The sequence below is a fragment of the Streptomyces purpurascens genome (assembly GCF_045040895.1).
In the GTDB taxonomy this organism is placed as follows: domain Bacteria; phylum Actinomycetota; class Actinomycetes; order Streptomycetales; family Streptomycetaceae; genus Streptomyces; species Streptomyces purpurascens.
In genome coordinates, this window is sequence record NZ_CP108341.1 from 4,532,917 (window position 1) to 4,559,253 (window position 26,337).

At 71.6% G+C, this 26,337-nt stretch carries 24 protein-coding genes and 1 tRNA gene; 11 read left to right on the top strand and 14 right to left on the bottom strand.

The features are described from left to right. Positions 1 to 101: 101 nt before the first annotated feature. The 5 genes from OHU35_RS20665 to OHU35_RS20685 all read right to left on the bottom strand — a co-directional run bounded on the left by OHU35_RS20665 (position 102) and on the right by OHU35_RS20685 (position 4,200). Positions 102 to 662 carry a SigE family RNA polymerase sigma factor gene (locus OHU35_RS20665; protein WP_189727270.1) on the bottom strand — a complete coding sequence of 187 codons (561 nt, stop codon included), beginning with the start codon at positions 660 to 662 and terminating at the stop codon, positions 102 to 104. 96 nt (positions 663 to 758) lie between these two features. Continuing rightward, complete coding sequence (locus OHU35_RS20670) at positions 759 to 1,967, bottom strand: lipid-transfer protein (RefSeq protein WP_405506288.1); 1,209 nt, start codon at positions 1,965 to 1,967, stop codon at positions 759 to 761. A gap of 409 nt (positions 1,968 to 2,376) precedes the next feature. After that, complete coding sequence (locus OHU35_RS20675; protein WP_405506290.1) at positions 2,377 to 2,796, bottom strand: MaoC family dehydratase; 420 nt, start codon at positions 2,794 to 2,796, stop codon at positions 2,377 to 2,379. Further along, positions 2,793 to 3,707, bottom strand: a complete 915-nt coding sequence (locus OHU35_RS20680; RefSeq protein WP_405506292.1) for a bifunctional MaoC family dehydratase N-terminal/OB-fold nucleic acid binding domain-containing protein — start codon at positions 3,705 to 3,707, stop codon at positions 2,793 to 2,795. Before OHU35_RS20680 ends, OHU35_RS20675 begins: the two co-directional genes overlap by 4 nt. A gap of 166 nt (positions 3,708 to 3,873) precedes the next feature. After that, complete coding sequence (locus OHU35_RS20685) at positions 3,874 to 4,200, bottom strand: hypothetical protein (protein ID WP_189727266.1); 327 nt, start codon at positions 4,198 to 4,200, stop codon at positions 3,874 to 3,876. Between the two features lie 331 nt (positions 4,201 to 4,531). On the opposite strand from OHU35_RS20685, the gene OHU35_RS20690 reads away from it, so the two are divergent. The 4 genes from OHU35_RS20690 to OHU35_RS20705 all read left to right on the top strand — a co-directional run bounded on the left by OHU35_RS20690 (position 4,532) and on the right by OHU35_RS20705 (position 7,357). Continuing rightward, the gene (locus OHU35_RS20690) at positions 4,532 to 5,398 is read left to right on the top strand and encodes a bifunctional DNA primase/polymerase (protein ID WP_405506294.1); all 867 of its coding nucleotides are present in this window, start codon (positions 4,532 to 4,534) and stop codon (positions 5,396 to 5,398) included. A 325-nt stretch (positions 5,399 to 5,723) separates the two neighbouring features. Further along, positions 5,724 to 6,182: a hypothetical protein gene (locus tag OHU35_RS20695; RefSeq protein ID WP_405506296.1), complete on the top strand. Its 459-nt coding sequence runs from the start codon at positions 5,724 to 5,726 to the stop codon at positions 6,180 to 6,182. Between the two features lie 9 nt (positions 6,183 to 6,191). Further along, positions 6,192 to 6,749, top strand: coding sequence for a DinB family protein (locus OHU35_RS20700; protein WP_189727263.1), 558 nt, complete (start codon positions 6,192 to 6,194; stop codon positions 6,747 to 6,749). Between the two features lie 35 nt (positions 6,750 to 6,784). Then, the gene (locus OHU35_RS20705; protein WP_405506299.1) at positions 6,785 to 7,357 is read left to right on the top strand and encodes a GNAT family N-acetyltransferase; all 573 of its coding nucleotides are present in this window, start codon (positions 6,785 to 6,787) and stop codon (positions 7,355 to 7,357) included. A 177-nt stretch (positions 7,358 to 7,534) separates the two neighbouring features. On the opposite strand, the gene OHU35_RS20710 is transcribed toward OHU35_RS20705, so the two are convergent. Beyond that, entirely contained in the window at positions 7,535 to 11,623 is a 4,089-nt protein-coding gene (locus tag OHU35_RS20710) for an AAA family ATPase (protein ID WP_405506301.1), read from the bottom strand. A 378-nt stretch (positions 11,624 to 12,001) separates the two neighbouring features. On the opposite strand from OHU35_RS20710, the gene OHU35_RS20715 reads away from it, so the two are divergent. The 3 genes from OHU35_RS20715 to OHU35_RS20725 are packed head-to-tail and all read left to right on the top strand — an operon-like array spanning position 12,002 to position 13,514. Further along, complete coding sequence (locus tag OHU35_RS20715) at positions 12,002 to 12,472, top strand: hypothetical protein (protein ID WP_405506303.1); 471 nt, start codon at positions 12,002 to 12,004, stop codon at positions 12,470 to 12,472. A 43-nt stretch (positions 12,473 to 12,515) separates the two neighbouring features. Then, positions 12,516 to 12,725: a ferredoxin gene (locus OHU35_RS20720; protein ID WP_189727259.1), complete on the top strand. Its 210-nt coding sequence runs from the start codon at positions 12,516 to 12,518 to the stop codon at positions 12,723 to 12,725. A gap of 15 nt (positions 12,726 to 12,740) precedes the next feature. Then, the gene (locus OHU35_RS20725; RefSeq protein WP_189727258.1) at positions 12,741 to 13,514 is read left to right on the top strand and encodes a PIG-L deacetylase family protein; all 774 of its coding nucleotides are present in this window, start codon (positions 12,741 to 12,743) and stop codon (positions 13,512 to 13,514) included. A gap of 19 nt (positions 13,515 to 13,533) precedes the next feature. Here OHU35_RS20725 and OHU35_RS20730 read toward each other — a convergent pair whose 3' ends face one another. The 6 genes from OHU35_RS20730 to OHU35_RS20755 form a co-directional block, all read right to left on the bottom strand. Further along, entirely contained in the window at positions 13,534 to 14,292 is a 759-nt protein-coding gene (locus tag OHU35_RS20730; protein WP_189727257.1) for a glycosyltransferase family 2 protein, read from the bottom strand. Between the two features lie 227 nt (positions 14,293 to 14,519). Further along, positions 14,520 to 14,771, bottom strand: coding sequence for a hypothetical protein (locus tag OHU35_RS20735; protein ID WP_189727256.1), 252 nt, complete (start codon positions 14,769 to 14,771; stop codon positions 14,520 to 14,522). Positions 14,772 to 15,210: 439 nt separating this feature from the next. Next, entirely contained in the window at positions 15,211 to 16,563 is a 1,353-nt protein-coding gene (locus OHU35_RS20740) for an ice-binding family protein (RefSeq protein ID WP_405506306.1), read from the bottom strand. A gap of 597 nt (positions 16,564 to 17,160) precedes the next feature. Further along, on the bottom strand, positions 17,161 to 17,448 hold the full coding sequence (locus OHU35_RS20745) for a cold-shock protein (RefSeq protein ID WP_405506308.1): 288 nt from the start codon (positions 17,446 to 17,448) through the stop codon (positions 17,161 to 17,163). A gap of 663 nt (positions 17,449 to 18,111) precedes the next feature. Beyond that, positions 18,112 to 18,198: transfer RNA gene (locus OHU35_RS20750), tRNA-Ser, on the bottom strand. Between the two features lie 63 nt (positions 18,199 to 18,261). Then, positions 18,262 to 19,704, bottom strand: coding sequence for a S1C family serine protease (locus tag OHU35_RS20755; protein ID WP_189727253.1), 1,443 nt, complete (start codon positions 19,702 to 19,704; stop codon positions 18,262 to 18,264). 288 nt (positions 19,705 to 19,992) lie between these two features. Between OHU35_RS20755 and OHU35_RS20760 the strand changes: the two genes are divergently transcribed. The 3 genes from OHU35_RS20760 (at position 19,993) to OHU35_RS20770 (ending at position 22,700) form a co-directional block, all read left to right on the top strand. Then, positions 19,993 to 20,820: a glycerophosphodiester phosphodiesterase gene (locus tag OHU35_RS20760; RefSeq protein WP_189727252.1), complete on the top strand. Its 828-nt coding sequence runs from the start codon at positions 19,993 to 19,995 to the stop codon at positions 20,818 to 20,820. Between the two features lie 153 nt (positions 20,821 to 20,973). Beyond that, positions 20,974 to 21,612, top strand: a complete 639-nt coding sequence (locus tag OHU35_RS20765) for an ATP-binding protein (RefSeq protein ID WP_189727251.1) — start codon at positions 20,974 to 20,976, stop codon at positions 21,610 to 21,612. 122 nt (positions 21,613 to 21,734) lie between these two features. Further along, on the top strand, positions 21,735 to 22,700 hold the full coding sequence (locus OHU35_RS20770; RefSeq protein ID WP_189727250.1) for a DUF5926 family protein: 966 nt from the start codon (positions 21,735 to 21,737) through the stop codon (positions 22,698 to 22,700). Between the two features lie 245 nt (positions 22,701 to 22,945). Here the strand turns inward: OHU35_RS20770 and OHU35_RS20775 are convergent, their stop codons facing one another. Together OHU35_RS20775 and OHU35_RS20780 are read right to left on the bottom strand one after the other, a co-directional pair. Then, entirely contained in the window at positions 22,946 to 23,578 is a 633-nt protein-coding gene (locus tag OHU35_RS20775) for a hypothetical protein (RefSeq protein WP_189727249.1), read from the bottom strand. Positions 23,579 to 23,633: 55 nt separating this feature from the next. Further along, positions 23,634 to 24,299, bottom strand: a complete 666-nt coding sequence (locus OHU35_RS20780) for a bifunctional DNA primase/polymerase (protein WP_189727248.1) — start codon at positions 24,297 to 24,299, stop codon at positions 23,634 to 23,636. 503 nt (positions 24,300 to 24,802) lie between these two features. Between OHU35_RS20780 and OHU35_RS20785 the strand changes: the two genes are divergently transcribed. Beyond that, positions 24,803 to 26,317, top strand: coding sequence for a PP2C family protein-serine/threonine phosphatase (locus OHU35_RS20785; RefSeq protein WP_405506312.1), 1,515 nt, complete (start codon positions 24,803 to 24,805; stop codon positions 26,315 to 26,317). Positions 26,318 to 26,337: the final 20 nt, after the last annotated feature.

A 26,337-nucleotide genomic window follows, 5' to 3' on the forward strand; every position in this document is an offset into this window, starting at 1 on the left:
CGGTATGTCACTAGGACCGGGCGATCGATCACATCACGCCAAGCGGACGGAGGGGTTCAGTCGCGGCCGAGGCGGCGTGCGAGCGGCCTGCGAGGCAGGGCTCAGTGACGGACAAGTCCCAGCTCAGCGTCCTCGCGGAGCTTTCCCAGCGCACGCGAGACGGCCGACTTCACCGTGCCCACCGAAACGCCGAGCACTTCGGCCGTCTGGACCTCGCTCAGGTCCTCGTAGTACCTGAGGACCACCATCGCCCGCTGCCGGGCGGGCAGCCGCATGATCGCCCGCCACATCGCGTCGCGCAGCGCCTGCTGCTCGGCCGGGTCGTCGCGGCCGGTCACCGGCTCCGGCTCGGGCATCTCGTCGCAGGCGAACTCGTCGACCTTGCGCTTGCGCCACTGCGACGTCCGCGTGTTCAGCAGCGCCCGGCGTACATAGCCGTCGAGGGCGCGGTGGTCCTCGATACGCTCCCAGGCGACGTACGTCTTGGTGAGCGCGGTCTGCAACAGGTCCTCCGCGTCGCTCGGGTTGCCGGTGAGCGAGCGGGCGGTACGCAGCAGCACCGGCTGGCGGGCCCTGACGTACGACGAGAACGATGGATACGGAAGGGTCTGCGCCGCTGGTGCAGCGGCCTTCGACGCGCTGGTGCAGACGATTGTGGTCATGGCTCAACGCTATGAGCGGGCCAGGTCGAGCGGATCGGCCGCAGGTCCCGAAGCGAAGTCCCCCTCAGGTTGTAGTGGTAGGGCCTGCTGCACCTCCTACAGGTGGAGCGGTGGGACCGGGGTACTGCGGGTTGTCCCCTGCGGGTCGGCGGTGAGTACGAGTCCCGACGTGGGCACGCCCGTCCCCGCCGTCACCAGGACCCGTTCCGCTCCGGGGATCGGGTTCACCGCCGTGCCCCTGATCTGCCGGACGGCCTCCGCGATCCCGTTCATCCCGTGCAGGTACGCCTCCCCCAGCTGTCCCCCGTGCGTGTTGAGCGGCAGGCGCCTCTCGGCCACGAAGTCGGGGGCCTCGCCGGGGCCGCAGAAGCCGAACTCCTCCAGCTGCGTCAGCACGAACGGCGTGAAGTGGTCGTAGAGGATCCCCACGTCGATGTCGGCCGGTGCGAGTCCGGAGGTCCGCCACAGTTGCCGGGCCACCACCGCCGTCTCGGGCAGGCCGGTCAGGTCGTCGCGGTAGAAGCTGGTCATCTGCTCCTGCGCCCGGCCCGCGCCCTGGGCGGCCGCCGCGATCACGGCGGGCGGACGGGGCAGGTCGCGGGCCCGCTCCACGGAGGTGATGACGAGGGCCTGTCCGCCGTCGGTCTCCTGGCAGCAGTCCAGCAGCCGCAGCGGCTCGACGATCCAGCGGGACGCGGCGTGGTCGGCCAGGGTGATGGGCCGGCCGTGGAAGTACGCCGCCGGGTTGGTCGCCGCGTACGCGCGGTCGGTCACGGCCACGTGCCCGAACACCTCCGGCTTCAGCCCGTACGTGTGGAGGTAGCGCTGGGCCGCCATCGCCACCCAGGAGGCCGGGGTGAGCAGGCCGAACGGCAGCGACCAGCCGAGCGCCGCGCCCTCGGCCGACGGCTCGCGCTGCCGGACCCCGGAGCCGAAGCGGCGGCCCGAGCGCTCGTTGAACGCCCGGTAGCAGACGACCACGTCCGCCACGCCCGCGGCGATCGCGAGGGCCGCCTGCTGGACGGTGGCACAGGCCGCGCCGCCGCCGTAGTGGATACGGGAGAAGAAGGAGAGCTCGCCGATGCCCGCCGCCTGGGCCACGGTGATCTCGGGGCTGGTGTCCATGGTGAAGGTGACCATCCCGTCGACGTCGGCCGGGGCGAGCCCGGCGTCCGCCAGCGCCGCCCGCACCGCCTCGACGGCCAGGCGCAGCTCGCTGCGGCCCGAGTCCTTGGAGAACTCGGTGGCCCCGATGCCGGCGATGGCCGCACGGCCGCCGAGGGTGTCGTGCCGACGGGGACTCATGACGGGCCTCCTGGGGGCATTGCCGGGCCTCTTGGGGGCATCGCCGGGCCTCTTGGGGGCATCGCCGGGCCTCTTGGGGGCATCGCCGGGCCGCTTGGGGGCATCGCCGGGCCTCCTCGGCTCACGCCGGGCCAGGCACCTGGGGTCCCGCGAGCGCCCGCGGCTGCCGGGGCTGCCGGGGCTGCCGGGGCTGCCGGGGCTGCCGGGGCTGCCGGGGCTGCCGGGGAAACGCGACACACGGCGGCCGGGGTACTGCGGCGTACGGCGGCCGGGGAGACGCGGCACGCGGCGGCCGGGGTACTGCGGCGTACGGCGGCCGGGGAGACGCGGCACGCGGCGGCCGGGGTACTGCGGCGTACGGCGGCCGGGGAGACGCGGCGTACGGCGGTCGCGGAGACGGTGTCGTCGGTCATGACGGTCCGGCGGGAGCCGTCGCCGTCCCGGCTTCCGCCGGAACCGTGACCGTCACCGTGCCGGTGACGTGCTTGCCGATGCCGTTCGCGCCGACGACCCGGACCGTCACCATGGCGCCGTCGACCTCCTCGACCGTGCCGGTCAGCACCATCGTGTCGCCGGGGTGGTTGGGCGCACCGAGCCGGATGGCCACCCTGCGCAGCACGGCCCCCGGACCGAAGTGGTCCGTGATGTACCGGCCGACCAGGCCGTTGGTCGTCAGGATGTTCATGAAGATGTCGGGGGAGCCCTTCTCCCGGGCCAGGTCCGGGTCGTGGTGCACGTCCTGGTAGTCGCGGGAGGCGATCGCCCCGGCGACGATCAGGGTGCGGGTGATCGGGATCTCCAGGGACGGGAGGCGGTCGCCGGCGTTCACCGCGTCACCCCCTGGAAGACGGGCAGCACCAGCGCGTCGTCGTACTGCCGGAACTCGAGCCGGACCGGCATGCCGATCCGCACCTTGTCGTACGGCACTCCCACCACGTTGCTGACCATCCGCACGCCCTCCGCGAGCTCGATCAGCCCGACCGCGTAAGGAGGCTCGAAGGCCGGGAAGGGCGGGTGGTGCATGACCACGTACGAATAGACCGTGCCCTCGCCGCTCGCCTCGACGGTGTCCCACTCAAGGCAGCCGCAGCTGTTGCAGCCCGGCAGCCAGGGGAAACGCAGGTCGCCGCAGCCGGTGCAGCGCTGGATCAGCAGTTCGTGGCGGGCCACGCCCTCCCAGAAGCCGGCGTTGTCGCGGTTGATCACGGGGCGCGGGCGGGGTTCCTTCGGGCGCCGCGACCGGCGTGCGGGGGCGTACTTGAGGATGCGGAAGCGGTGGGTGCCGGCGAGTTCGCCGCCGGCCCGGATGTCCGTACGGGTGGTGACGAAGTGACCCGCCCCCAGCTTGGTGGTCTTCAGGTCGGAGACCGACTCGATCACCGAGTCGAAGGTGATCTCGTCGCCGGGGCGCAGGGGGCGCAGATACTCCTGCTCGCAGTCGGTGGCGACGACCGCGTCGTAGCCCGACTCGTCGAGCAGGCGGAGCAGTTCGTCGTAGGCCGCCGTGCGTTCCGGGCGGTGGGAGAGGCCCGCCATGGTCCACGCCTGGAGCATGGTGGGGGGAGCGATGGCGTCCGGTCCGGTGTACGCGGGGCTGGTGTCGCCCATCGCCTCGCACCAGTGCCTGATCATCGGCTCGTTGACGGGGTCCCGGCCGACCCCGGTGGCGGCGGCCGGGCGGCCCTCGTAGGCCTTCAGGCGCGCCTCGAACTCCTCGTGGACCTCCGGCTCACCGTTCACGATTTCTGACTGTCCGTCAGATCCTGGACGGCGTCAAGGCATCGCACCCCACGGACGCGAAAACGCCTGTGCGGCGGTACCGAAGTACCGCCGCTCAGACGCTTGTCACCCCACGAAGCACACCCACACGGAAGCGGGCCGATGCCGGTACACCGGCCCGCTCAGCTCACCACCACAGCGGGGTGAAGCTGACGGCGGTGTTGTCGTTGCCCTGGTTGACGGCCGTGAAGGCGGAGCCGTTGACCTGGGCGGTGTTGCTCTGGTTCGAGGCGCCCTCGCCGACGGCCTGCTGATTGGTGGTGGACGAGGTGCCGTAGTTGTCACCGCCGACGCCGCTGCCGAGGACACCCGCCTCGGCCTCCGTGACGGACGCGATCGATCCGTTGTCCGCGAAGGAGCCGTTGTCCGCCGTCGCGACACCGCTGAAGAGGGCGGCCGCGAGCGGAAGGGCGGAGACGGCGGCGATGACGCGGGCGGTACGGATGCTTGCCATGGTGTTGTCCCTCCAAGGACTGCTGAAGTACTGCTGTCTCCAGGGAAGTTGGCCGACCGCCCTGGTCCGTTGCTCGACGTCGCGAGTCCAGAGTTGCCCACCGAATCCCCGGCGAACCACACCGGAAGCCCCTATTCGCACTCAAGCGTGATGACATGTCGATAAACCCCTTTGCGTCACTTCAGCACCGGACCGGGGCGGAAGAGACGATTCGAACCCTGGTGCCGCAAGGGGCGAAGCGTTCCAGCACTTTTCGCACACAGGCCTCCGTACCGGCGCGTCGCACCCGCCCCCTCTTTCCTTTTTCGAACGTACGTACGAAACTAGAAGCATGGCCACCACCGACCGGCAGGCCACGACGCTGGCCCTCGCACACGCCCTGTCAGCCGCCGAACGCGGACTCGCCGTCATCCCCCTGTCCCGCACCAAGCTCCCGGCACTGCGCTCCCCGCACCGCGACGACCCCGCCCCCTCCCTCTGCCACGGCGCGTGCGGCCGTCTCGGACACGGCGTGTACGACGCCTCCAGCGACCCGGCCCGCATCCGCGAACTGTTCGCCGCGGCGCCCTGGGCGACCGGCTACGGCATCGCCTGCGGCCTGCCCCCGCACCAGCTGATCGGCATCGACCTGGACGTGAAGACCGGCACGGACTCCTCGGCGGCCCTGCGCGAGCTGGCCCTGCGGCATCTGTTCACCATCCCCCCGACGGTGGTGGTCCTGACCCCGTCCGGCGGGCGTCACCTCTGGCTGAGCGGCCCGCCCGACGTGGTGGTCCCCAACTCGGCGGGCCGCCTCGCCCCCGGCATCGACATCCGGGGCGCCGGCGGCTACCTCGTCGGCCCCGGCTCCCGCACGGACCAGGGGGTGTACGCCGCGGCCCCCGGGACCGAGGCCCTGCCGCCCGCCCCCTGCCCGCGCTCCCTGCTGCGGCTGCTGCTTCCGCCGCCGCGAGCCCACCACCCCACGCCCCCGTCGGCCGGCGGGCACGGCCAGGGCCTGGTCCAGTTCGTCCTGGGCGCGCACGAGGGCCAGCGCAACACCCGGCTGTTCTGGGCGGCCTGCCGGGCGTACGAGGACGGCATCGGCCCGGCGCTCGTGGACCCCCTGGTCGAAGCGGCTCTCCACACCGGCCTGTCCGAGCGCGAGGCCCGGGCGACGATCGCGTCGGCGGCCCGGATGACGGGGCACCGGCTGTGAGCAGCGCCTCGCCGAGCCCGGGCGACCACCACGTCAGCCACCCGGATGACGGGGCACCGGCCATGACCAGCGCCTCGCCGGGCCCGGGCGACGACCACGCCAGCCACCCGGCCGACAGGACACCGGCCACGACCAGCACCTCGCCGAGCCCGGGTGACGACCACGCCAGCCACCCGGCCGACAGGACACCGGCCACGACCAGCACCTCGCCGAGCCCGGGCGACAACCACGTCAGCCACCCGGCCGACAGGACACCGGCCATGAGCAGCGCCTCGTCCGCCAGCACCGAAAGACCTCCATGCACCAGCACGCCAGACCGCCGGCCATGGCGCTCGCACGCCTCACTCTCGCCTCCGGCCGCTCGGTGGACCTCGCCGAACTGCGGTTCTCGTCGACGTACGGCGACCTGCTCTCGACCTACGGCGACCTGCTGGAGGGCTATCCCTGCAGGCCCGTCAACGACCTGCGGATCCGCGAGCTGCTGCGCGCCGCCGAGCGGTCCCACCCCGGCACGCCCGTCCACCTCGTCCCGCCCCCGCGCGAGCGCCCCGACCAGTACGCGGGCGGCCTCGGCCCCGTCGAGGTCCTGCCCGCCGTGGCCTGCCTCGGCATGTTCCACTCCGCCGCCCTCGATCCGGCCCACGACCCGGTCCTGTACCGCTCGCGCCTGGCCGTCGTCTGGTTCCAGCCGGCCCCGCACCTGCCATCGGGCTGCGACACGGAGCGGGCGCTGCGGGACATCGACTGGCCCGGACTGGCCCGGGACACCCGGGCGCTTGCGTAGGGTCGCCCGATGAGCGTTTCCCGTACGGAACTGCCGCGCTGGCAGTTCGAGTTGACCTGGTCCTTGTTCGAGTACCACCTGGAGCGGCTGGAGCCCGAGGACTTCCTCTGGGAGCCCGCGCCCCTCTGCTGGACGATGCGCCGGGCGCCCGACGGCGCCTGGGTACCGGACTGGGCGGACACCGAGCCCGATCCGGTGCCCGTCCCCACGATCGCGTGGGTGAGCTGGCACCTGGGGTGGTGGTGGAGCGTAGCCCTCGACCACATGCGGGGCAGGCCGCCCCGCGACCGCACGGACATCGCATGGCCCGGTGAGGGTGCCCCGACCGTCGAGTGGCTGCGTGACCTGCGCACTCAGTGGCTGGCGGTCCTGGACGACCTCACCGACACCGACCTGGACGCCACGGCTTCGTTCCCGTCGCAGGGCGACCCCAAGTACACCGTCGCGCACATGGTGGCCTGGGTGAACGCCGAGCTGATGAAGAACGTGACCGAGATCGGCCAGCTGCGGATACTGCGGGCGGCGTCGGCGTCGGGGCGGGCCTCCGCGGCTCAGTCCACTGTGTAGCGGCGAAGCCGCCAGGGCCGTGCCATCGTGGTGCCATGACCATCGACGTCCGCCCGGCCACGGATTTCGAGGACGTCCGTGCCGTGCTCGGGCCGAAGTCGCCCGGGGCGAACGTCTGCTGGTGCCTGAGCTACCGCATCCCCTCCAAGCTCAACAAGGAACTGCGCGGCCCGGCCCGCGGTGACTACGTCGGGGAGCTGTGCGGTGCGGACCCTCCCCCGGGCGTGCTCGCCTACGAGGGTGACGAAGCCGTCGGCTGGGCCGCCGTCGCACCGCGCTCGGACACCGCCTTCGCCCGCAACCGCAAGATCCCGCACGTCGACGACCTGCCCGTCTGGTCGCTCTGGTGCGTCCGGGTCCGCCCCGGCCACCGCAAGCAGGGCATCTCGCACGCGCTCATCGCCGGAGCGGTCGCCTTCGCCCGCGCCCGGGGCGCACCGGCGATCGAGGCGTACCCCCTCGACAACGGCGACGCCAAGGTCGACCTGACGATGGCCTACGCCGGACTGAGGAAGAACTTCGAACGAGCCGGCTTCACCTGTGCCGCCCCCACCACATCGGTCCTGGCCGGCCATCCCCGCATCCTGATGCGCCTCGACCTGCGCTGAGCGGACCGGCATGAGAATGCCCGACCGCTGGCGACGGGGGATGCACCAGCGGTCGGGCTATGGCCAAGGGTAACAAGCGCTTACGCGGGAGGAGCCGACTGTCTGTCAGGAAAAGCCAGGTTGTGACTCGTATCACTCAACTACCGTGCGGATCCGCCCTGTTGTCGTACAGCGGTCTCATCGGCTGGAGCACGGCACATCGTAGGAGAGCCGGGGCAGGTACTCGCGCCAGGTGTCCGGCGTCAGAACACCCCGGGTCATCGAGCAGATGCGGCGTACGGCCTCGTCGGTGTCCAGGTTCCAGAGCCGGATGCTGTCGGCGCCGCTGGACACCCCGAGCAGGTGGCTGTTCGGGCTGAACGCCAGGAAGTTGCCGGTCTTGGCGTTGGGGCTCATCGACTGGCCGATCGCGGTGGCCCCGGAAGGGTCGGAGACGTTCCACAGCCGTACGGTGCTGTCGTTGCCGCCGCTGGCCAGGGTGCGGCCGCTCCGGCTGAACGTCAGCGACACGACCGCTTCCTTGTGACCCGTGAGGCGCGCCTCCTCGGAGGCCTCGGCGGGGTCCTCGATGTCCCAGAGGCGGACCGAGTTGTCGTCGCCGGCGCTGGCCAGCGTCCGGCCGTCGGGGCTGTAGGCGAGGGCGTTGACGGCTCCGAGATGGCCCTTGAGAGGTGCGCGGAGCAGGGTCGGCCGGCCGGGGTCGGCCGCGTTCCACAGCCTGATGGTGCCGTCCGCGCTGCCGCTGGCGAGCGTACGGCCGTCCGGGCTGAAGACGAGGGCGTTGACGTAGCCCTTGTGACCGGTGAGGGGCGCGCCGAGTGGGCGGGGCCGGGACGGGTCTCCGATGTTCCACAGCTGGATGGTGCGGTCGTCGGAGGCGGTGGCAAGGACCTGTCCGTCCGGGCTGAAGGCCAGCGGGTCGGCGAACTTGATGCGCAGGGGGATGGCGGCCCCGTGCGGGACAGGGCGTTCCGGATCACGGAGGTTCCACAGCTGCAGGGCCCGGCTGCCCGTCACCACCCCGAGGGTGCGGCCGTCCGGGGAGAACTCCAGGGAGCGGACACCGCCGTCCGGCCGGAACGGCCGGCCCAGCCGCACGGGCCTGCCGGGCGTCCGCACGTCCCACAGCCGCACCCGTCCGTCGAGCGCCGCCGTCGCGAGCACCCGCCCGTCCGGGCGGAACACTCCGGCCCGGCCGATCATGTCCGATGTCGGCAGCGCCCACAGGCGGACCTTGTTGTCGCCGGCCCCGGTGGCGAGGGTGCGCCCGTCGGGGCTGAAGCCGAGCGCGTACATCTCGCCGCTGCTGCCCGCCAGGGGCCCGCCGACCTGCGACGGGTACGCCGGATCACTGACCTTCCACAGGCTCGCGGTGCTGTCCGCGCTGGCGGCGGCGAGCATGTTCCCGTCCGGGCTGAAGGCCACGGACCACACCGGCCCGGTATGGCCGGTGAGCGGTGTACCGATCGGTTCCGGGTGACGTGAATCAGCCATGTTCCACAGCCGGACGGTGTTGTCCGAGCTGCCGCTGGCGAGCGTACGGCCGTCCGGGCTGAAGGCCACGGAGTGCACGGTGGTGGTGTGGCCGGTCAGCTGCTCCCCGGCCCGCTCCGGGCGCCGGGGGTCGGTCACGTCCCACAGCCGGATCGCCCCGTCGTCGCCACCGGCCGCCAGCGTCCTGCCGTCCGGACTGAATGCCACCGAGCGCACGGCGGTCTTGTGCCCGGTCAGGGGCTTGCCCAGCGCCCGCGGCCGGCGCGGATCGGCCACGTCCCACAGCCGGACGGTGTGATCGTCGCCGACGGAGGCCAGCGTGCGCCCGTCCGGGCTGAAGGCGACCAGGTAGATCGTGCTGTCATGGCCGGTCAGCGGCTTGCCGAGCCGCTTCGGCCGGCCGGGGTCCGTCACGTCCCACAGCCGGATCGTGCCGTCGTCGGACGCGCTGGCGAGGGTACGGCCGTCCGGGCTGAAGACCGCGCTGCTCACCCAGCTGGTGTGGCCGGTGAGAGGCTCGCCCAGGGGCTTCGGGCGCTTCGGGTCGGCCACGTCCCACAGCCGTACGGTCCGGTCGTAGCTGGCCGTGGCCAGGGTCCGCCCGTCCGGGCTGAACGTGGTGAGGTAGACGGCGCCCGTGTGACCGACCAGCGGTGTGGCCAGCGGGGCGTTCACGATGGAGATCAGACGGCTGTTCGCGCCCTTGTCGTCCGGCCGCAGCTGATGCGCCACCAGGTCGAGCTGCGCGGACAGCGACGGATCCGTGTACTGGACGCGATCGGCCTGGGCGAGCACCTGCTCGAACACGGCGTCGTCCCGCTGCTTCGAGGCGATGACGGCGGACCCCACGGCCAGCATCGCCAGGACGACCAGCGTCGCCACCGCGCCCCGGCTGATCCAGATGATGCGCCGGCGCAGCCTGACCGAGGCGGCCAGGAACTCCACCGCGCTCCGGGTCAGGAACGTGTCCCCGGCGGATTTCGCCCAGCCGTGGGCCTGTTCCAGCCGGGAGCCCCGGTAGAGCAGTGACGTGTCGCGGTTCGATTCCTCCCAGGACCGGCCGTCCTCCTCCAGGCGCTGGCGCAGCAGATTGCCCTGCCGGTCGTCGTCGATCCAGTCGCGCAGGCGCGGCCAGGCGTGCAGCAGCGCCTCGTGGGTGATCTCCACGGTCTCCGCGTCGAGGGTCACCAGCCGGGCGCGGACCAGCGCCTCCAGGGACTCCTCGGTCTTGCCGGGGTCGGTCGACTCCTCCGCCAGCTTCCGCCGTGTCCCCCGCCTGCGGGTGGCCTGGGTGTCCTCGCCCAGCCGGACCAGCCGGAGCAGGAGCAGCCGCGCCGCCGTGCGCGCCGCCGGGTCGAGGCCGGACCAGGCCCGCTCGGCGGTCGCCGCGACGGCGCCCTGGATGCCGCCGGCCGCACGGTAGCCGGCCAGCGTCAGCCGGCCCGCCTTTCTGCGCTGCCAGGTGGCGAGCAGGGCGTGCGAGAGGAGCGGGAGCACGCCCGCGTCGTGCGCCCCGCGCGGGCCGTCGGCGCTGACCTCCCGGACGATCAGCTCCGCCAGGCCCGGTTCCAGCTCCAGGCCGACGGCCTTGGCCGGTCCCGTCACCGCATCGCGCAGCTCCGCGGTGGTCAGCGGCCCGAGCACCATGTGCCGGTGCTGGAGCGCGTCGGCCAGTTCGGGATACCTGAGGCACCGCTCGTAGAAGTCGGCGCGTATGCCCAGGACCACGACCGCCGGGGCCGGTTCGTCCCGTCCGGCGGGTGAGCACGCGGCGTGCAGGGCCTTGATGAAGGCACGCCGGTCCGCCTCGTCGGGGCAGAGCGTGAACGTCTCCTCGAACTGGTCCACGATGACGACCGGACGCGCACCGGAGGGTGCTTCGCGCCGCGCCCAGGCGGCGAAGGCGGCACGGACGGTGTCCGCGGTGGGGGGAGCGCCGGGTTCCGCCTGTTCCGCGGCGGGCCCGTCAGGCTCCTCTGACCTCAGCTCCGCTTCCGGTTCCGCAGCAGACGGCTGGTCAGAGGCTCCCGCCTCGGATATGAGGACGGGCGCCAGTTCGGGGATGCACCGGGTCAGCTCCGCCAGCGGATCACCGCCAGGGACGAGTTGCACGACCTTGCGCGCCCGGCCGTGTTCCGCACCGTCGCCGCCGCCCAGCGCGCCGTCCCGCAGGGCGGGCACCAGACCGGCGTTCAGCAACGAGGACTTCCCCGCTCCCGACGCGCCGACGAGCATGACCAGGCCGCCCGCCTCCGCCACGGACCCGAGCTGCGTGACGAGCGCGTCCGTGCTCCGCTCCCGGCCGAAGAACCAACGGGCGTCCTCCCGGCGGTAGGAGGCCAGCCCGCGGTACGGGCACACCCCGCCGGGCGCGGGCGGGGCCTCGGCCGAAGGCCCCTCCTGCGCCGGGGACGCCTCGGGGCGCTCGGCGACCGGGTCGGCCACCGCCCGTTCCCACAGCCGCTGCCACTGGCCGAGGTCGTACAGGCCCGGGGACACCGGAGTGGGCCGCGAGCGTCGCGCCTCGGGGATCAGTACGTGCAACACGGCCGCGAGAGCGGCGAACTGGGCGGGTACGTTCCGGGCCCGCCGCCAGTCGCTGATGCGCTGGGCGGACACCCGCACGGGCCGCCCGCGCTCGTCGGCCCGCTGGAGCCGGACGACCGCTTCGGACACACGCTTGAGTGGAGGGTTCCCGGCTTCCTTGTAGAGCAGTGCGAGGCGTTCCGCGAAGGCGGTGCGTGCCCCCGAGTCGGAACTCAAGGTCTCCACTCCTTACTTGTCACCCTGGACGTCCGGACCGGAAAACTCACTCTATATGGCTGACCTGCGGTAATGCCCTCCGTCCGGCACCGGAATCTCCTCTTCAGTAGCCGGAAATGGCAGGATCCGGACGCAGCAACGCACCATTCCGGTCAGCTTCCATGCGCGTCCATCCGCTTCCGTCCGCGCCGGACGACGGCAGCTCCACCGTTCGGCACCGGTCCCCACGAGGGGAGGGACCGGTGTCGGACGACGTGGTCATCCCGGTGGCTCTCCCTGCCGCAACGCGTCCTGCGACCCTGGATAACTGACGATCCGTCAGCTATGGTCGGCGCCTGCCGTACCGCTTCCGGAGCGACGTACCAGCGACGTACAGGGGTGAGCGCGATGGAGACACGTCCCGAGAGCTCGGAGCCGCAGGGCGATCCACGCTGGGTGGCGATGCTCTACCGGCCGGCCGCGAAGTCCTGGCGTGCCGTCGCGGAATCGCCCCACCGCTCGCCCGTGCTGTACGCGCTCGGTGAGATGACCCAGACCATGCGCGCCCGTGGCGACGAGGTGACCGTCGCGCTCTGGGGACCGAAGGACGGCGCGTGGCAGCTGTCCGACCCACCGCTGAAGCAGGCGGCTTCACCTCAGCCGACGAGTCCGGAGGCGGAGTCCCCCGGCGAACCGGCCGTGCTCGCGGAGCGGATGACCGGCCGCCGCCACCAGGTCCTCATGGCCGGGCTGAACAAGGCAGGCCTCTACGACCTCACCCCCGAGGACGACACGACCGTCCGGGCCCTCGTCGAACGGCTCGACGAGCCCGCCGTCCGCCGGGTCGCCCACTGGCTCGCCGCGGCCGGCACCCGCTAGCCGGGCCGGTTCGGCCGACGGCGCGCTGGGCAGAGGAAGGGTCATGAAGGTCTCCGTCGACCGCGAACTCTGTTACGGCTCCGCCGAGTGCGCCCACCGGGCCCCGGCGGTCTTCGAGTTCGTCGACGGGTTCGGCGTCGTCCGCCCGGGCCAGGACCGCACGGACGACCCGGGGGTCCTGGAAGCGGCGGAGAAGTGCCCCAGCCAGGCCATCACGGTCACTGAGGCGCCGTCGTCGCCGGGCCGGCCGTAGCGAGGGCCGGTGCCGATGCCGTCGCCATCGCCGTCGCCGTCGCTGCTCGGGGTCTTCGCCCACCCCGACGACGAGTCCCTGGTGGCGGGCGGCGTCCTCGCCCGGCACGCGTCCGCGGGCGCTCGCACGGCGGTCGTCACCGCGACCTGGGCGGCGGACACCCCACGCGCCGCGGAACTGGCCGAGGCACTCCGCGTCCTCGGCGCCGGCAAGCCGCGCATGCTCGGTCACGCCGACTCGCGCGTGCCGCACTCGGCACCCGGCAGACCGCGCTGGTGCGACGTCCCGCTCGACGAGGCGGTGGGGGAACTGGTCGCACAGATCCGCGACTTCCGCCCGGAGATCGTCGTCACCCACGACGCGTACGGCGGCCTGACCGGTCACGAGGACCATGTGCACACCCACCGCGTGACCCTGCTCGCGGTCCACGCCGCCGGACTAGAACGCCTCTACCCGGACGCCGGCGAGCCCTGGCAGCCGAGCGCCCTGTACCTGGCCACGCACCCGCACTCCGCCGTCCGGGCGTGGGGCGGGCACCTGGCCCCCACGGGCAAGACGATGCACACCGTCCCCGACGACCGGATCACGGCGACCGTCGACGTCACGCCCTGGCTGGAGCAGAAGACCGCCGCCGTCCTGGCCCACCGCACCGAGGTGGCACGGGGAGCCGCCCCGGGCCTGATCGCCGCCCTCCCGGCACCCGATCGGGAGCGGCTGCTCGGCACCGAGTGGTACATCCGCCACGACCCCGTGGGCACGGCACCGCCGCACAGGGACCTCCAGCCCTAGGCCGGTGGCCCCGCTCGGGTCAGTGCCCCACCGGAGCACTCCACCGCAGCCCCGACAGCGCCCGGGCCCGGGCCTCCACGACGGCCATCCGGGCATCCCGCTCGGACCGGTCCACATGGGCCGCCTGCCCGGTCACCTGCCCCTCCCACTTCCGGTACAGCAGTCCCACCTCCCCCGAGAACCACCCGCGGCTCACGGCGTTCAGCGCGAGCAGCAGCCCCGTGTCCTCCGAGGCGGGCAGGGCCATCCACCCGCCGAGCGCGAGCAGCAACTCCCGCCGCACGCACAGCGAGGCGGGATGGACCTGCGCGAGGAAACCGTTCGCCTTCCAGTGCTCGAGCACGGCCCCGCGCTCGATCGGCCCCTGCTCGGGGTCGCCGGGAAACCCGGCCGTCGACCCGTCGGGCATCAGGTCCAGCACCCGCGAGGTCGCCCACCCCAGGGTGCGGTCGCCCTCCAGCACGGCCAGATCCCGCGCGAGCGCGCCCGGCGGCAACTGGTCGTCGGCGTCCAGGACCTTCACGTACGCGCCCTCGGCATGCGCCAGCGCGATGGTGCGCGCCACCCCGGGCCCACCGGCCCGGCCCTGCCGGAACGTCACCCGCACGTCATCGGGCACGTACGGCGCTACGTCCCGGCCCTCCCCGTCCTCCTGGATCACCCAGTGCCACTCCCAGCCCTCCGGCAGCCGCTGCCCGCGCAGGGATCTGTGGGCCTCCGGCAGAAACCGGGCCGACGGTCCGTGCACAGCGGTGACGACGACGATGCGCCGGCTCACGCGCCCCCTCTCCACGACGAACACACGACGAACACGCGAGAGGGGCTGCCGAACCGCTCGACAGCCCCTCTCACCCGCAACATCTATGACCTGCACACCCGTCCACCAGGGGCGGAGCGGGTACAGCGTACCGGCCCCGGGCGTCTGGCAGGGGCCGCGGTCCACACGGGGTCCACTGCTCCTATTGATGCTGCGGTGCCCCCGACGAAGCCGGGGGCACCGACCTGTCAATCCTCGTCCAGAATCACAACGTCATCGTCGTCCACGTCAGTGTTGTTCAGGACGCTGGGATTGTTCAGAACGCTCGGGTTGTTCAGGACGCTGGGATTGTTCAGAACGCTCGGGTTGTTCAGAACGCTAGTAGTGTTGTCCAGCTTAATGGGAATCAGAGCGACGATGTTGTCGTCGGCGATTGCCGGGGCTCCGAGGGCGGCAACAAGAGCCCCTGATGCGATCAGCACACTGGCACTACGACGCATTTTTGTCTCCTTGACGTGAGTGGACGCCGATGGAATCGGTGAAGGCATGGCATTCTCATGCTTCCCCCGCCAAGGAGGATTATCATCCATATCACCCGAATACCCGAGCAGAATCGTGTGACCCCATCGGCCGAAAGGAGGAGTGGCCTCCTGCTTGGCCCGCCTAGAACCGCACGCTGACAGGGTCGAAGACGGTCCGCATAGCCTGGCGGGTCTGTGTGTCGCCGTTGCCGTCAACCCCGAATGAGCGGTCGGTCGCGGCTGCCCTGGACAAGGCTTCGAGGATTGACGTTTTGCTCCTGGCGACGCCCACGCCCCCAGAACTGCCTACGGCGCGCGACGGAATCGATGGCGATCCGCCGCGCGCCGTTTGTGCCACTGGCTGCTGATCTCTACGCCAGAAGCCAGGCAATCCCTACCAGGCACATGGCCAGGTCAGCTAGTGCCCAGACCACGACGGGACGTCTGCCCAGCCGTGACTGTCGTGCCCATCGTGCTTCTTGCCCTCGTCGTGGTGGCCATGCTCATCGTGCTTCTTGCCCTCGTCGTGGCGGCCGTGCTCATCGTGCTTCTTGCCCCCGTCGTGGTGGCCATGCTCATCGTGCTTCTTGCCCCCGTCGTGGCGGCCGTGCTCATCGTGCTTCTTGCCCCCGTCGTGGTGGCCGCCGTCCGTGGGAGTGCCCGTAGGACCGCCCGTGGGACCGCCCGTGGGACCGCCCGTGGGACCGCCTGTCGGAGTGCCCGTCGGAGTGCCCGTCGGGGTCCCCGTGGGAGTGCCCGTCGGGGTCCCCGTCGGAGTGCCCGTCGGGGTCCCCGTGGGAGTGCCCGTCGGGGTCCCCGTGGGAGTGCCCGTCGGGGTCCCCGTGGGAGTGCCCGTGGGAGTGCCCGTCGGGGTCCCCGTGGGAGTGCCCGTCGGGGTCCCCGTGGGAGTGCCCGTCGGGGTCCCCGTGGGAGTGCCCGTCGGAGTGCCCGTCGGGCTGGTCCCGCACTCACCCTGGAAGATCGTGTTGGTGTCCAGATTCACGGCGCCGTTGCGGGCCAGCAGCCGGCCGTTGACGGTCGTATTCGTGTTGGCAGTGATCGTGGTCAAGGCCAGGACGTTGCCCACGAACCTGGTGCCGGTACCGAGAGTGGCCGAGCTGCCGATCTGCCAGTACACGTTGCACGGGTTGGCGCCATTGGTGAAACTCACCGAGCTTGCGGACGCCGTCGTCAGCGTCGAACCGACCTGGAACACCCAGACCGCGTTGGGGTTGCCCTGGCCGTTCAGGGTGAGAGTGCCGGTGATCTGGGCACTGACGGGGATCTTGTAGACGCCCGGAACCAGCGTCTGGCCACCGAGCTCAACGGGATCTCCGGTGTACGTGACGTCCGCTGCCTGCCCCGCGGCCTGGTTGTACGCCGTGGTCAGATCGTTCTGGGCCTGGAGAGCGACGGCGTCAGCAGCGTGGATGGTTCCGGGCGGCAGCACTGCGCCGGGCGGGAACCCCACGACCGCTGTGCCCGGGCTCACCCCGACGTTACGCTCGACCGTCGTCGGGCCGGTGTTGGTGACTGTCGAACCCGCCAGTACTCCGAAATTTCCTGCCGTACCCAGAGGCACGGGCGTGGCAACGGCTTCAGCGCGTGTCGGCGACATCGCGATCACAGCAGCGGCGATCACCGCGGTTACTACCGCAGTGATCCAAAGCGACATGGAGCGCCATCGTGACGCACCAATGAGATTCAGTGTCATCGAGGGGCCAATTCCTGTGAGGGGTGATGCCTGCATCGGCGGTTCTGACGGCGGCATATTATTCGAGGAAGCGATCGATTCACGGTTGCCTCAAGGGCCTTCGCTGGAATTGACCAACCAATCGCGAAATGCTTAATAATGCTTAATGGGCCGGATGGTGCTGACTGCTGCGCTCCGGACGGGGGACGGGGGAACGCCACCAAGTCGCAATTCCCCGCCGTTGACTTGCACGGGGCGAAGCTGCTTCCCGATCTCGAATTCTGTGAAAAGGGGTTGGCAGCCGCTTTCACCTATTTGGAGGGCGAGAGCCTCGCTATTTGCCGCCTGCAACACCGATACGTCACCTGAGCACAGCGCACGGTGGCAGCCAGCGGCTGCCCGCAGAGCTCGGTCGCGGAGACAAGGAGCGGCGGCCACGGGCCACCTTGAGCCCGGCGTCTTTTCGGCCGAGGTCACGCGGTGGGCGGGCCACAGCGTCGCCGTCCTGTTCCGCTCCTACGCCAAGGCCGTTCACCGCAACCAAGCACACCGAGACTCTGATCACCTGGGCGGCGATCACGCTGGATGACCCGCCGCATCATCCGCAGCAAGAAGAGCCCGCCAGTGCGCCCAGCACCCCGCCCGGCTCACCCGGGCGGCCTGACCCAGACGGCCTCACCCGCCGTCCGGCGCAGGACGCGGGGGCAGTCCCGGCGGCACCATCCAAACGAGCTCGCCGTCCTGCGGGCGCTCGGCCGGCGGGCAACACAGCCGAGTCGGCGGCTGAATGTTGTCGGCTCGGACGCCGTCGGCGTCCTGAGTGACGTCGAAACACACCCGACTGCCCGCGGCCAGCACGCGGTCCGCGTCACCGCGAACCGCCGACCGGTGGGCGACGGCATCCCCGCCGCCGTCCTGGGCGATGGCGCCCAGGCCCTGTTCGGGATCGAACCACTTCACCACGCCGCTAGGCACAGGCGCCCCCAGCTCTTGCCGCTCCCGATGGGAGCACCCAGCATCCGCCCGCGCATGATCAGCGACAACCAGCGCGCGCCCTGGCGCGCGAGGCAGACGCCCAGCGCCCGTCCCAGGCGTCACCACCCCAACGGACGCACTGGTAGGCGGTCACCCCCAAGTGACCGAACCCGTGACGGATGCGTGTCGCTGCCGGGCTGTGCCCGCGGGCCAGTGATACTGGCAAGGCGTAGCGGTCCAGGACCTGTTCCCTTCATACAGGCCGGGCCGCGCTTCTCTCCGGTTAACTGACTGGTGACCGGCGGCCTCGGGATCGCGTGGTTCGGGGCCCCGAGGCCGTGGGTCAGCTGGCGTCGGCGCGTTTGGTCTGAGCCAGGCAGTAGGAGCCGGTTCCGGTGGCCAGTGGTGTGACCCACGGGCAGCCCACCCACGGCGTTCGGTCTCCGAGCGTCCAGCGATCAGCTGCGCCGGTCACCTGCGGGTTACGGCCGATGCCAAGTGGCTGCACCGCACGCGTTCTTGGTCCACACCTGGTCCACATGCACTGATCAACAACGCGACACAGCCGGATCAAGGTGAGACAGACCCCATGCAGAAGGGGTGCCCCTCAGCGAGAGGCACCCCTTCTGACCAGCACATCTATGACCTGCGCGGAGGCGGTGGGATTTGAACCCACGGTGACATCGCTGCCACGACGGTTTTCAAGACCGTTCCCTTCGGCCGCTCGGGCACGCCTCCCCGCGCCGGCCGTGATCGGCGGCGCGGGGACAAGGGTAACGGGTCGGTGCGCGCGGGTGGAGATCAGTTGTCGCCGGTGCGCGAGCCCAGGGTGACGTCGACCGTCTGCTGCTTGCCGCCGCGCTCGTAGGTGATCGTGACCTTGTCGCCGGGCTTGTGGGTCCAGATCTCGCCGATCAGGGTGGGGCCGGAGTCGATCACCCGGTCGTCGAGCTTGGTGATGACGTCGCCGGGCTTGAGGCCCGCCTTGGCGGCCGGGCCGCCGGGCTCGACCGGTGCGGCGCCGCCCGCGCCCTGGTCGGTGATCTGCGCGCCGTCCGAGCTGTCGTCCAGGGAGACGGACGCGCCGATCTTCGCGTACACCGGCTTGCCGGTCTTGATCAGCTCCTGGGCGACGTACTCGGCCTGGTTGATCGGGATGGCGAAGCCCAGGCCGATCGAGCCGGACTGGCCGGTGCCGAAGCCGCCGTTGCCGGTGGACTGGATCGCGGAGTTGATGCCGATGACGTTGCCCTGCGCGTCCAGCAGCGGACCGCCGGAGTTGCCCGGGTTGATCGAGGCGTCGGTCTGCAGGGCGCTCATGTACGACGCCTGGCTGCCGCTGCCGTCGCTGGAGGCCACCGGGCGGTTCTTGGCGCTGATGATGCCCGTCGTCACCGTGTCGGACAGACCGAAGGGGGCGCCGATCGCGATGGTCGCGTCGCCGACGGCCACCTTGTCCGAGTCACCGAGGGTGAGGGGCTTCAGGTCGGAGGGGGCGTTCTTGAGCTTGATGACCGCCACGTCGTAGCCCTGCGCATGGCCGACCACCTCGGCGTCGTACTTCTTGCCGCTCGGGAAGGTCGCGGTCAGCTTGCCGCCGTCCACCGCGCCCGCCACCACGTGGTTGTTGGTGACGATGTGGCCCTGCTTGTCGAAGACGAAGCCCGTGCCGGTGCCGCCCTCGCCGCTGTTGCTCTCGGCCTCGATCGTGACCGTGCTCGGCAGCGCCTTGGCGGCCACGCCCGCGACCGTGCCCGGGTCGCGCTTGAGGTCGCCGCCGCTGGTGGAGGCGGAGACCGTCGTGGAGCCGGAGCTCTCGTCGTTGTTCTTCGCCAGGGTGTAGCCGAGGCCGCCGCCCAGACCGCCCGCGACCAGCGCGGCCGCCAGGATCGCGACGACCAGGCCACTGCGGCCGCGGCCGGGCTTCGGCGCCGGCTGCTGGTAGGAGGAACCCCAGCCGCCCGCTCCGTAACCGGCACCGCCGTCGCCGTACGACGATCCGGCACCGCCGTCGCCGTACGACGGGGTGGCCGGGGGCGGGGGCGGCGGCCAGGACGGGTCGGGGGCGGAGGAGGAACCGCCGGGATGCCCGGCGCCATCGGAGGCGCCCTCTCCATGAGCGGCCTGCCCCTGGGCGTCCTGCCCGTATGGCCCCTGGGGTGCCGGAGCAGCGGGAGCATCCACCGGCACGGGGGGTGCGGACGGGGCGGGGGGTACCGCGGTGCCCTCGTTCTCGGTGCTCACAGCTTCTCTCCTCGATCCACGGCTGTTTTTCCTGGGTCGCACTCGGTCACGCTTTTTCACGCTGGCGACGGTCCGGCGCGATACAGCTGTGCTTGTCCCTTTGTATGCCGTCAGCTTTTCCCACGGGACGTCAGAGCACCATAAGCGGTGGCTGTGGGTCCGCGGCCATTCTTTATATAGGTCATTACTGGCGAAAAGTATGCAATTCCAGCACCTCCGTACGGGCCTGTGAATCCGTCGGGTCCGTACGACCGGACGCGTACCCGGACTCGGTGGCACCATGACGCGGTGACCCACGCACGGCAGCATGTGATTCAAGTCGTCGCCCACCGCGGAGCCTCCGAGGAGGCCCCGGAGCACACCCTGGCCGCGTACACCAAGGCCATCGAGGACGGTGCGGACGCCCTCGAGTGCGATGTGCGCCTCACCGCCGACGGCCACCTGGTGTGTGTGCACGACCGCCGGATCAACCGTACGTCCAACGGCCGCGGCGCGGTCTCCGCCCTGGAGCTCGCCGACCTCGCCGCCCTGGACTTCGGCTCCTGGAAGACGCGCGAGGCCTGGAAGGGGCGCGACGAGGAACCCGACTGGGAGCACCCCCCGGAGGACCGCGAGGCGACCTCCGTACTCACCCTGGAGCGGCTGCTCGGACTCGTCGCCGACGCCGGGCGCCGGGTGGAACTGGCCATCGAGACCAAGCACCCCACGCGCTGGGCGGGACAGGTCGAGGAGCGGCTGCTGGCCCTGCTGAAGCGCTTCGGCCTCGACGCCCCGGCCACCGCCGAGGAGTCCCGGGTGCGGGTGATGAGCTTCTCGGCCCGCTCATTGCACCGCGTGCGGGCCGCCTCGCCGACGATGCCCACGGTCTATCTGACGCAGTTCGTCTCGCCCCGGCTGCGCGACGGACGGCTGCCCCTGGGTGTGGGGATCGCCGGCCCCTCGATCCGGATCGTGCGCAACCACCCCGTCTATGTGGAGCGGCTGAAGCGGGCCGGCCACCAGGTGCACGTGTGGACCGTGAACGAGCCGGAGGACGTGGATCTCTGCATCGAGCTCGGCATCGACGCCATCATCACCAACCGTCCGCGCGCCGTGCTGGACCGCCTCGGCCGCTGAGGCCGGCCACACAAGTCCCATCAGACCCACGCACACCCCTTGACCCCACGCCTTGACGGGCGGGATCCTCCCGTCTCGGCCACACCGACGAAAACAAGCCATGCGATTACGGGGAGTGCTCCGGCGCGTTCGGTCCGTATTCGATCGTGGTGAATGCGTCACAGGACGTTGATTGGCCGGTTTCCGGTACAGGCCAATGGGGCATCCACACCGTGGCGTGGGGCGAAGGAGGTCTCGGGGGTGGCGTTGGTGGTGGCACAGGAGGTGCCCACGTCGTCGAGCATGGCCGTACCCCATGGCCCTGCGGGCGTGGGCAAAGCAAGGCACCGTATGCGTTCACAGTTGCGCAGCGGTGGCGTAGCGGATTCGGTCATTGACGACGCCGTACTGATCCTTTCCGAACTTTTGAGCAATGCGTGCAAACACGGCAGGCCGCTCGGAGACGCCCTGTCCGGTGACGGCGACGTCCTTGCCGCGTGGCGCGTGGACCCGGCCGGCCGGCTCATCGTCGAGGTCACGGACGGCGGCGGCCCGACCCGCCCCGCCCCGGCGACCCCGTCGGTCACGGCGCACGGCGGCCGCGGGCTGAACATCATCACCGCGCTGGCCGACGACTGGGGCGTCCGCGACGACATCCGCGGCGAGGTCACGGTGTGGGTCATCGTCCACGACGACGTGTACGACCCGGACGCCGGCCACCGCCGCGACGACTTCGTGACGCGCGTCGCGGCCCCGGCGGTGTCCCAGATATCCGGGCTCGACTTCGCGGACGCCTTCGAGGACATGGACTGAGCGCTGGACCGAGCGCCCGTACGCCGCGCTGGACCGAGTGTTGTCCACAGGATCCCGTCGCCCGAGGCCCGAACGGCTAGGCTCGCGACCGTACGAGACGAGCCGTAACCGGGAGACCATCGATGGCCAAGAAGCGACCCCAGACGAAGGCCAAGCGCCCGCAGATCACGGATGGCGAGGTCCCGGTTGTAGGCGCCCGCGAGCCCTGCCCCTGCGGCAGCGGCCGCCGCTACAAGGCCTGTCACGGCCGGGCCGCGTCCCACGCCGCGACCGAGCTGGTGCACCGCCCCTTCGAGGGCCTGCCCGGCGAGTGCGACTGGGTGGCCCTGCGCGAGCTGGTCCCGGCGGCCACGGTCGAACTGCCCCTCAAGGACGGCCTGCCCGAGGGCGTCCCCGCGGTCACGCTGGCCACGGTCCTGCCGATGGCCTGGCCCGCCCTGCGCCGTGACGACGGCTCGGTCCTGCTCGGCCTGCAGAACGACACCTCGTCCGGCGACATCAGCCGCGACCTCGCCGACACCCTCCAGCGCGCCCTGGAGGCACAGCCCGGTACGCCGGTGCAGGGCCGCCGCGCCCCGGCGGACGGTCCGCGACTGCAGGATCTGCTCGACCCGGAGGGCACCTTCGCGCCAGAAGTGCACAGCGGCTTCGAGTTCTGGGTCCCGGACACGGAGAACGCCACGCCGGAGGTGACCGCCTCCCTGGAGCGGGCCAACGCCGCGGCCATCCCGACCGTCAAGCTCCAGAGCGTGGACGCCGCTTACTGGTGCGAGACGCCGGAGAAGAACCATTTGCGGTGGGTCATGCCGCACGCCGAGGAGCAGCTTCTGGACGCCCTCGCGCGGCTGCACGCCGCGGGCCGCTCCAGCCTCGGCGAGGGCACCCGCCTGGTGGGCTCCTTCCGCGCTCACGGGCTCACGGTGCCGGTGTGGGACCTGCCGAGCGGGGTCACGGCCGAGGACGTGGAGAAGCCGGCGGCGGAGTTCGCCGAGCGCCTCGCCACCGCTCTGGCCACGGACGTGCCGCTCACCCCGGACGAGCGCCGCGCCCGCGGCGGCCTCACCAACCGGCAGGTCACGCTCAGCTGACGTTCGCCGACGGGTCCGGCCGGCCGCCACCCCGGCCGGCCGGGAACACGCGCGCCCCGGGACGGGTGACTCCCCTCACAACTCCCGCTGGAGACAGGCCAGTCGGTGACTGGAAAGGGCGAGATCGAATTTGCGAACCGCCGATCTCTTGTTACCGTTCCCGTAGCCCGGTTGCTGGTGCATCCCCCGTCGCCAGCAACCGGGTCTTTTCGTCCGTGCGACCGTTCACCGAACGCGGCCCCTCCTCAACTACCCGTCCACACGGGTGAGTTGCTTCCCGAGCGCAGCAGCAGCGGCCCCTGTCCCGCCCGCCGGGCGAACTCCGCGACCGCCGTGTACGCCGCCAGATCCCCCCGCACCGGCTCCCGAGGCGTCTCGCACGTCCGCGGCTCGTCCTCGGCGCTCACCGCACACGTCATCCGCACGGTCCGGGCACCGGGCTCCATCAGGGTCAGCACGGCGTCCAGCGCCTCGCCGGTCGCGTTGCGGTAGTAGGTCCGCGCCCAGGTCTGCGCACCCTGCGTCACGACACAGGTCTGCGCCTCGATGCCGTCGGGGGAGGAGACTTCGGGACCGCAGCGCACGGCGGTCGCCAGGCCCTGGCCGAGGGTGGGCAGGGTGGGAACGGCGGAGGGCGCGCTCTTGGACCCCCCGATCGCCTTGTCGTCGGCGTCCGTGGAGGGACGTACTTCGCCCTGTACGGAACCGGAGGCGGGGCCACCGCGATCGGCGGCGCCCTCCGAACGCACGGAATGTACGGACCCCGCGGACGCCACCGCCAGCGGCAGTGCGACCGCACACACCGCCACGACGCCCGCGAGGGCGAGCAGTCTGGTCTTTCGGGGGTCCCGGGAGCGGCCCCGGGCATGACGCGGCATGAACCCGGAACTTAACGCCCCGGGGCCGACGCCGGGCCCGGCGCGCCCGACGGTCCTAGAACTCGGGCGCGCTCACACCCGTACGAGTGAGAGCTTCGACCACGGCGTCCACCACGGCCTCGACATCGGGCACCCACGGCGAGGCGGAGCCGGGCAGCGGCGCCCGCTCCCAGCGGATCTCGCCCTGGCCCGTCTCGGACGGCGGCAGGGCCAGATAGCCGCCCTCGCTGTGGAAGCGGAGGGAACCGGGCACGAAGTCCTTGGCGTAGAGCAGTTCGCCGAGCTGCTCCATGGAGTACGGCTTCACGAGGATCGCCCAGCGGGCGGGGGAGGCGACGACCGGGCCGAGCCGCATGCCCATCCGGTCGAGCGCCTCAAGGGCCCGGGCGGCCGGCAGGGCGGGCAGCGACACCGCGCAGGGTGCCTTGCCGCCGGTGGCCATCACGATCGGCGCCGTGGGCCGGTTGCCCCACCACCAGCGGACCATGCGTCCGTCGGTGGTGGCCGCGAGGAGGCCGGGGTCGAAGGGGTGCGCGCCGGGCACCGTGCACTCGGGGTCGGGGCAGCCGCAACGGCCCGCTCCCTGCGGGTCCGCCGCCACGCCCGGGAGTACGGGCCACTGCCATTCCGTCGCATAGGTCAGGGCCGCGCCGATCAGCTCAGGCGTCCCGTCACCGCGCTTGGACAGGAGCCTGCGTCGCCTTCCGAGGATCTCGCGCATGAGCGCTCGTTCCTTTCCGTTGCACGCCTGGCAACACCGTGGTCCACATCACAACATGTGTCGATCACTTCACTGTGCGTACCTGTTGGCGCATCACACCCCTGCCGTGAGCAGGGGGAACCCCTATGGGCCGAGCTTTGGCTGCCTCCGCGGCCGTCCCGCCCATACTGCGTGTATCAAAAGCACGGGCGTGGCGTAGGGGTGGCGAAGTATGGCGTTTGCCGTCGCGCGTATTTCTCTCCGCCTCCGCCACGGGAGGATGGGGCACGGTCGTCGGTGGATAGGACGCCCGGGTCCGTCGCCAGGTTCCGGGTGATTCCCAACCACCCCTGGCCTTTACCGAGTACGTACCCATCACGACCGTCGTGACGCTCCGTCGAGCAAGCCCAGTCGACCGCAATAAGCCGTCCCCTGCGGCAGTTTTAAGCCAACTTTGCATTTCGGCAAGAGGAAGGGGAGTTGCTCCCTCGGGGCTCACGGACACCAGGAATCCCGGCAGGACAATGCTGGACATCTCCTCACGAGTGCGTGTACATGTGGAGACACTGCTGGCGGCGCAGAATGACATGGGGGTTTGCGATGCTTTTGAGCAGTACGCGCCGGTCGGAAGGCCGGAGACCATGAACGCCCCGCACCCTCCGAAAGTGGCCGGAATCGATTCAACGGTTCCGGCACCCGCACACACTGTCGCGCCCAGCGCGCCGGGTACCTCCCCGGCTGTCCCCGCAAACCCTCAGGCCCCACCCGGCGCGGTACTGCAGGACCGTCTCGCCGGCTGGGTCTCCGACCTCACCACTCTCCACGAGCTGACCGAGCGCCTGGCCCGTACGGCGGCGCTCGACGAGGCGCTCCAGGAAGTGCTGCGGGCCGGAGCCGCGCTCGTGGGCGCCCGGCGCGGCCTCGTCGTACTGGAACCCGGCGACGGCCTCGGTCCGGACACCACCATCGGGCTCGGCCTGGCCCGTGCCGACCTCGGCCACATCGAGACCGTGCCGCGCAGCGCCCTGTCCTACGGGCGGATCCTCGACGGGCTGCCGGGTGGCGAGGACGGGATCGCCGAGCCCGACCTGTTCGCGGCGGAGGGGCTCGACCCCCGGCACCGTGAGGTCGCGGCCCGTCTCGGCTACGCCGCCAGCTACGCCCTCCCCCTGTCCACCGGGACCGCGGGCCGCCTCGGGGCCGCCGTCTGGCTCTACGACGAACCCGCCGAGCCGGACGAGCGCCGGCGCCACCTCGTCGGCCTGTACGCCAAGTACGCCGCCGAACACCTCGCCCGGCTCCTCGAACTGGAGCGCACGCGCACGGCCATGGCGACGATGTCGGACGAGCTGCTCCCCTCGCGGCTGCCGCGGGTGCCCGGCGTCCAGCTCGCCGCCCGGCACCGCACCGGCCCGCGCGGCGGCGGCGACTGGTACGACGCGCTGCCGCTGCCCGACGCCGCCCTCGGCCTCGCCGTCGGCTCCGTCACCGGGTCGGGGCCCAGCGCGGTCGCCGCGATGGGCCGGCTGCGGGCTTCCCTGCGCGCGTACGCCGTGATGGAGGGGGAGGATCCGGTCGCGGTCCTGTCCGACCTGGAGCTGCTGCTGCGGCTGACCGAGCCGGCCCGCTCGGCCACCGCGCTGTTCGGCTACTGCGAACCCGCCGCCCGCAAGATCACGCTGGCCGGCGCCGGGCACAGCCCGCCGCTGCTGATCGGACAGCGCCGCACGGAGTTCGTGGAGACGTCGGTCTCCGCCCCGCTGGGCATGCTCGCCTGCTGGGAGGCGCCGAGCGTGGAGATCCTCGCCGAGCGTGGAGAGACGGTTCTGCTGTACACCGACGGGCTGCTGCACCGCACCGGCGAGGCCACCGACCGTGCCTTCGCCCGGCTGCACGCGGCGGCGGCCGGAGTGCCGCGGGCGCTGCGCTGCGACCCGGGCGCGATCGCCGACCACGTCCTGCGGAGCGTGCTGCCGGACGGGCTGGACGCGGCCGAGGGCGCGGAGGACGTCGTCCTGCTGGCGGTGCGATTCGAGTAACGCTCCTCGTCATCGCCCCG

What these genes read in the sequence shown, in the direction of transcription:
- OHU35_RS20665 (WP_189727270.1), bottom strand. Translation starts at nt 662, where the DNA reads ATGACCACAATCGTCTGCACCAGCGCGTCGAAGGCCGCTGCACCAGCG.
- OHU35_RS20670 (WP_405506288.1), bottom strand. Translation starts at nt 1,967, where the DNA reads ATGAGTCCCCGTCGGCACGACACCCTCGGCGGCCGTGCGGCCATCGCC.
- OHU35_RS20685 (WP_189727266.1), bottom strand. Translation starts at nt 4,200, where the DNA reads ATGGCAAGCATCCGTACCGCCCGCGTCATCGCCGCCGTCTCCGCCCTT.
- OHU35_RS20690 (WP_405506294.1), top strand. Translation starts at nt 4,532, where the DNA reads ATGGCCACCACCGACCGGCAGGCCACGACGCTGGCCCTCGCACACGCC.
- OHU35_RS20695 (WP_405506296.1), top strand. Translation starts at nt 5,724, where the DNA reads ATGGCGCTCGCACGCCTCACTCTCGCCTCCGGCCGCTCGGTGGACCTC.
- OHU35_RS20700 (WP_189727263.1), top strand. Translation starts at nt 6,192, where the DNA reads ATGAGCGTTTCCCGTACGGAACTGCCGCGCTGGCAGTTCGAGTTGACC.
- OHU35_RS20705 (WP_405506299.1), top strand. Translation starts at nt 6,785, where the DNA reads ATGACCATCGACGTCCGCCCGGCCACGGATTTCGAGGACGTCCGTGCC.
- OHU35_RS20715 (WP_405506303.1), top strand. Translation starts at nt 12,002, where the DNA reads ATGGAGACACGTCCCGAGAGCTCGGAGCCGCAGGGCGATCCACGCTGG.
- OHU35_RS20720 (WP_189727259.1), top strand. Translation starts at nt 12,516, where the DNA reads ATGAAGGTCTCCGTCGACCGCGAACTCTGTTACGGCTCCGCCGAGTGC.
- OHU35_RS20725 (WP_189727258.1), top strand. Translation starts at nt 12,741, where the DNA reads ATGCCGTCGCCATCGCCGTCGCCGTCGCTGCTCGGGGTCTTCGCCCAC.
- OHU35_RS20735 (WP_189727256.1), bottom strand. Translation starts at nt 14,771, where the DNA reads ATGCGTCGTAGTGCCAGTGTGCTGATCGCATCAGGGGCTCTTGTTGCC.
- OHU35_RS20740 (WP_405506306.1), bottom strand. Translation starts at nt 16,563, where the DNA reads ATGCCGCCGTCAGAACCGCCGATGCAGGCATCACCCCTCACAGGAATT.
- OHU35_RS20765 (WP_189727251.1), top strand. Translation starts at nt 20,974, where the DNA reads ATGCGTCACAGGACGTTGATTGGCCGGTTTCCGGTACAGGCCAATGGG.
- OHU35_RS20770 (WP_189727250.1), top strand. Translation starts at nt 21,735, where the DNA reads ATGGCCAAGAAGCGACCCCAGACGAAGGCCAAGCGCCCGCAGATCACG.
- OHU35_RS20775 (WP_189727249.1), bottom strand. Translation starts at nt 23,578, where the DNA reads ATGCCGCGTCATGCCCGGGGCCGCTCCCGGGACCCCCGAAAGACCAGA.
- OHU35_RS20780 (WP_189727248.1), bottom strand. Translation starts at nt 24,299, where the DNA reads ATGCGCGAGATCCTCGGAAGGCGACGCAGGCTCCTGTCCAAGCGCGGT.
- OHU35_RS20785 (WP_405506312.1), top strand. Translation starts at nt 24,803, where the DNA reads ATGCTGGACATCTCCTCACGAGTGCGTGTACATGTGGAGACACTGCTG.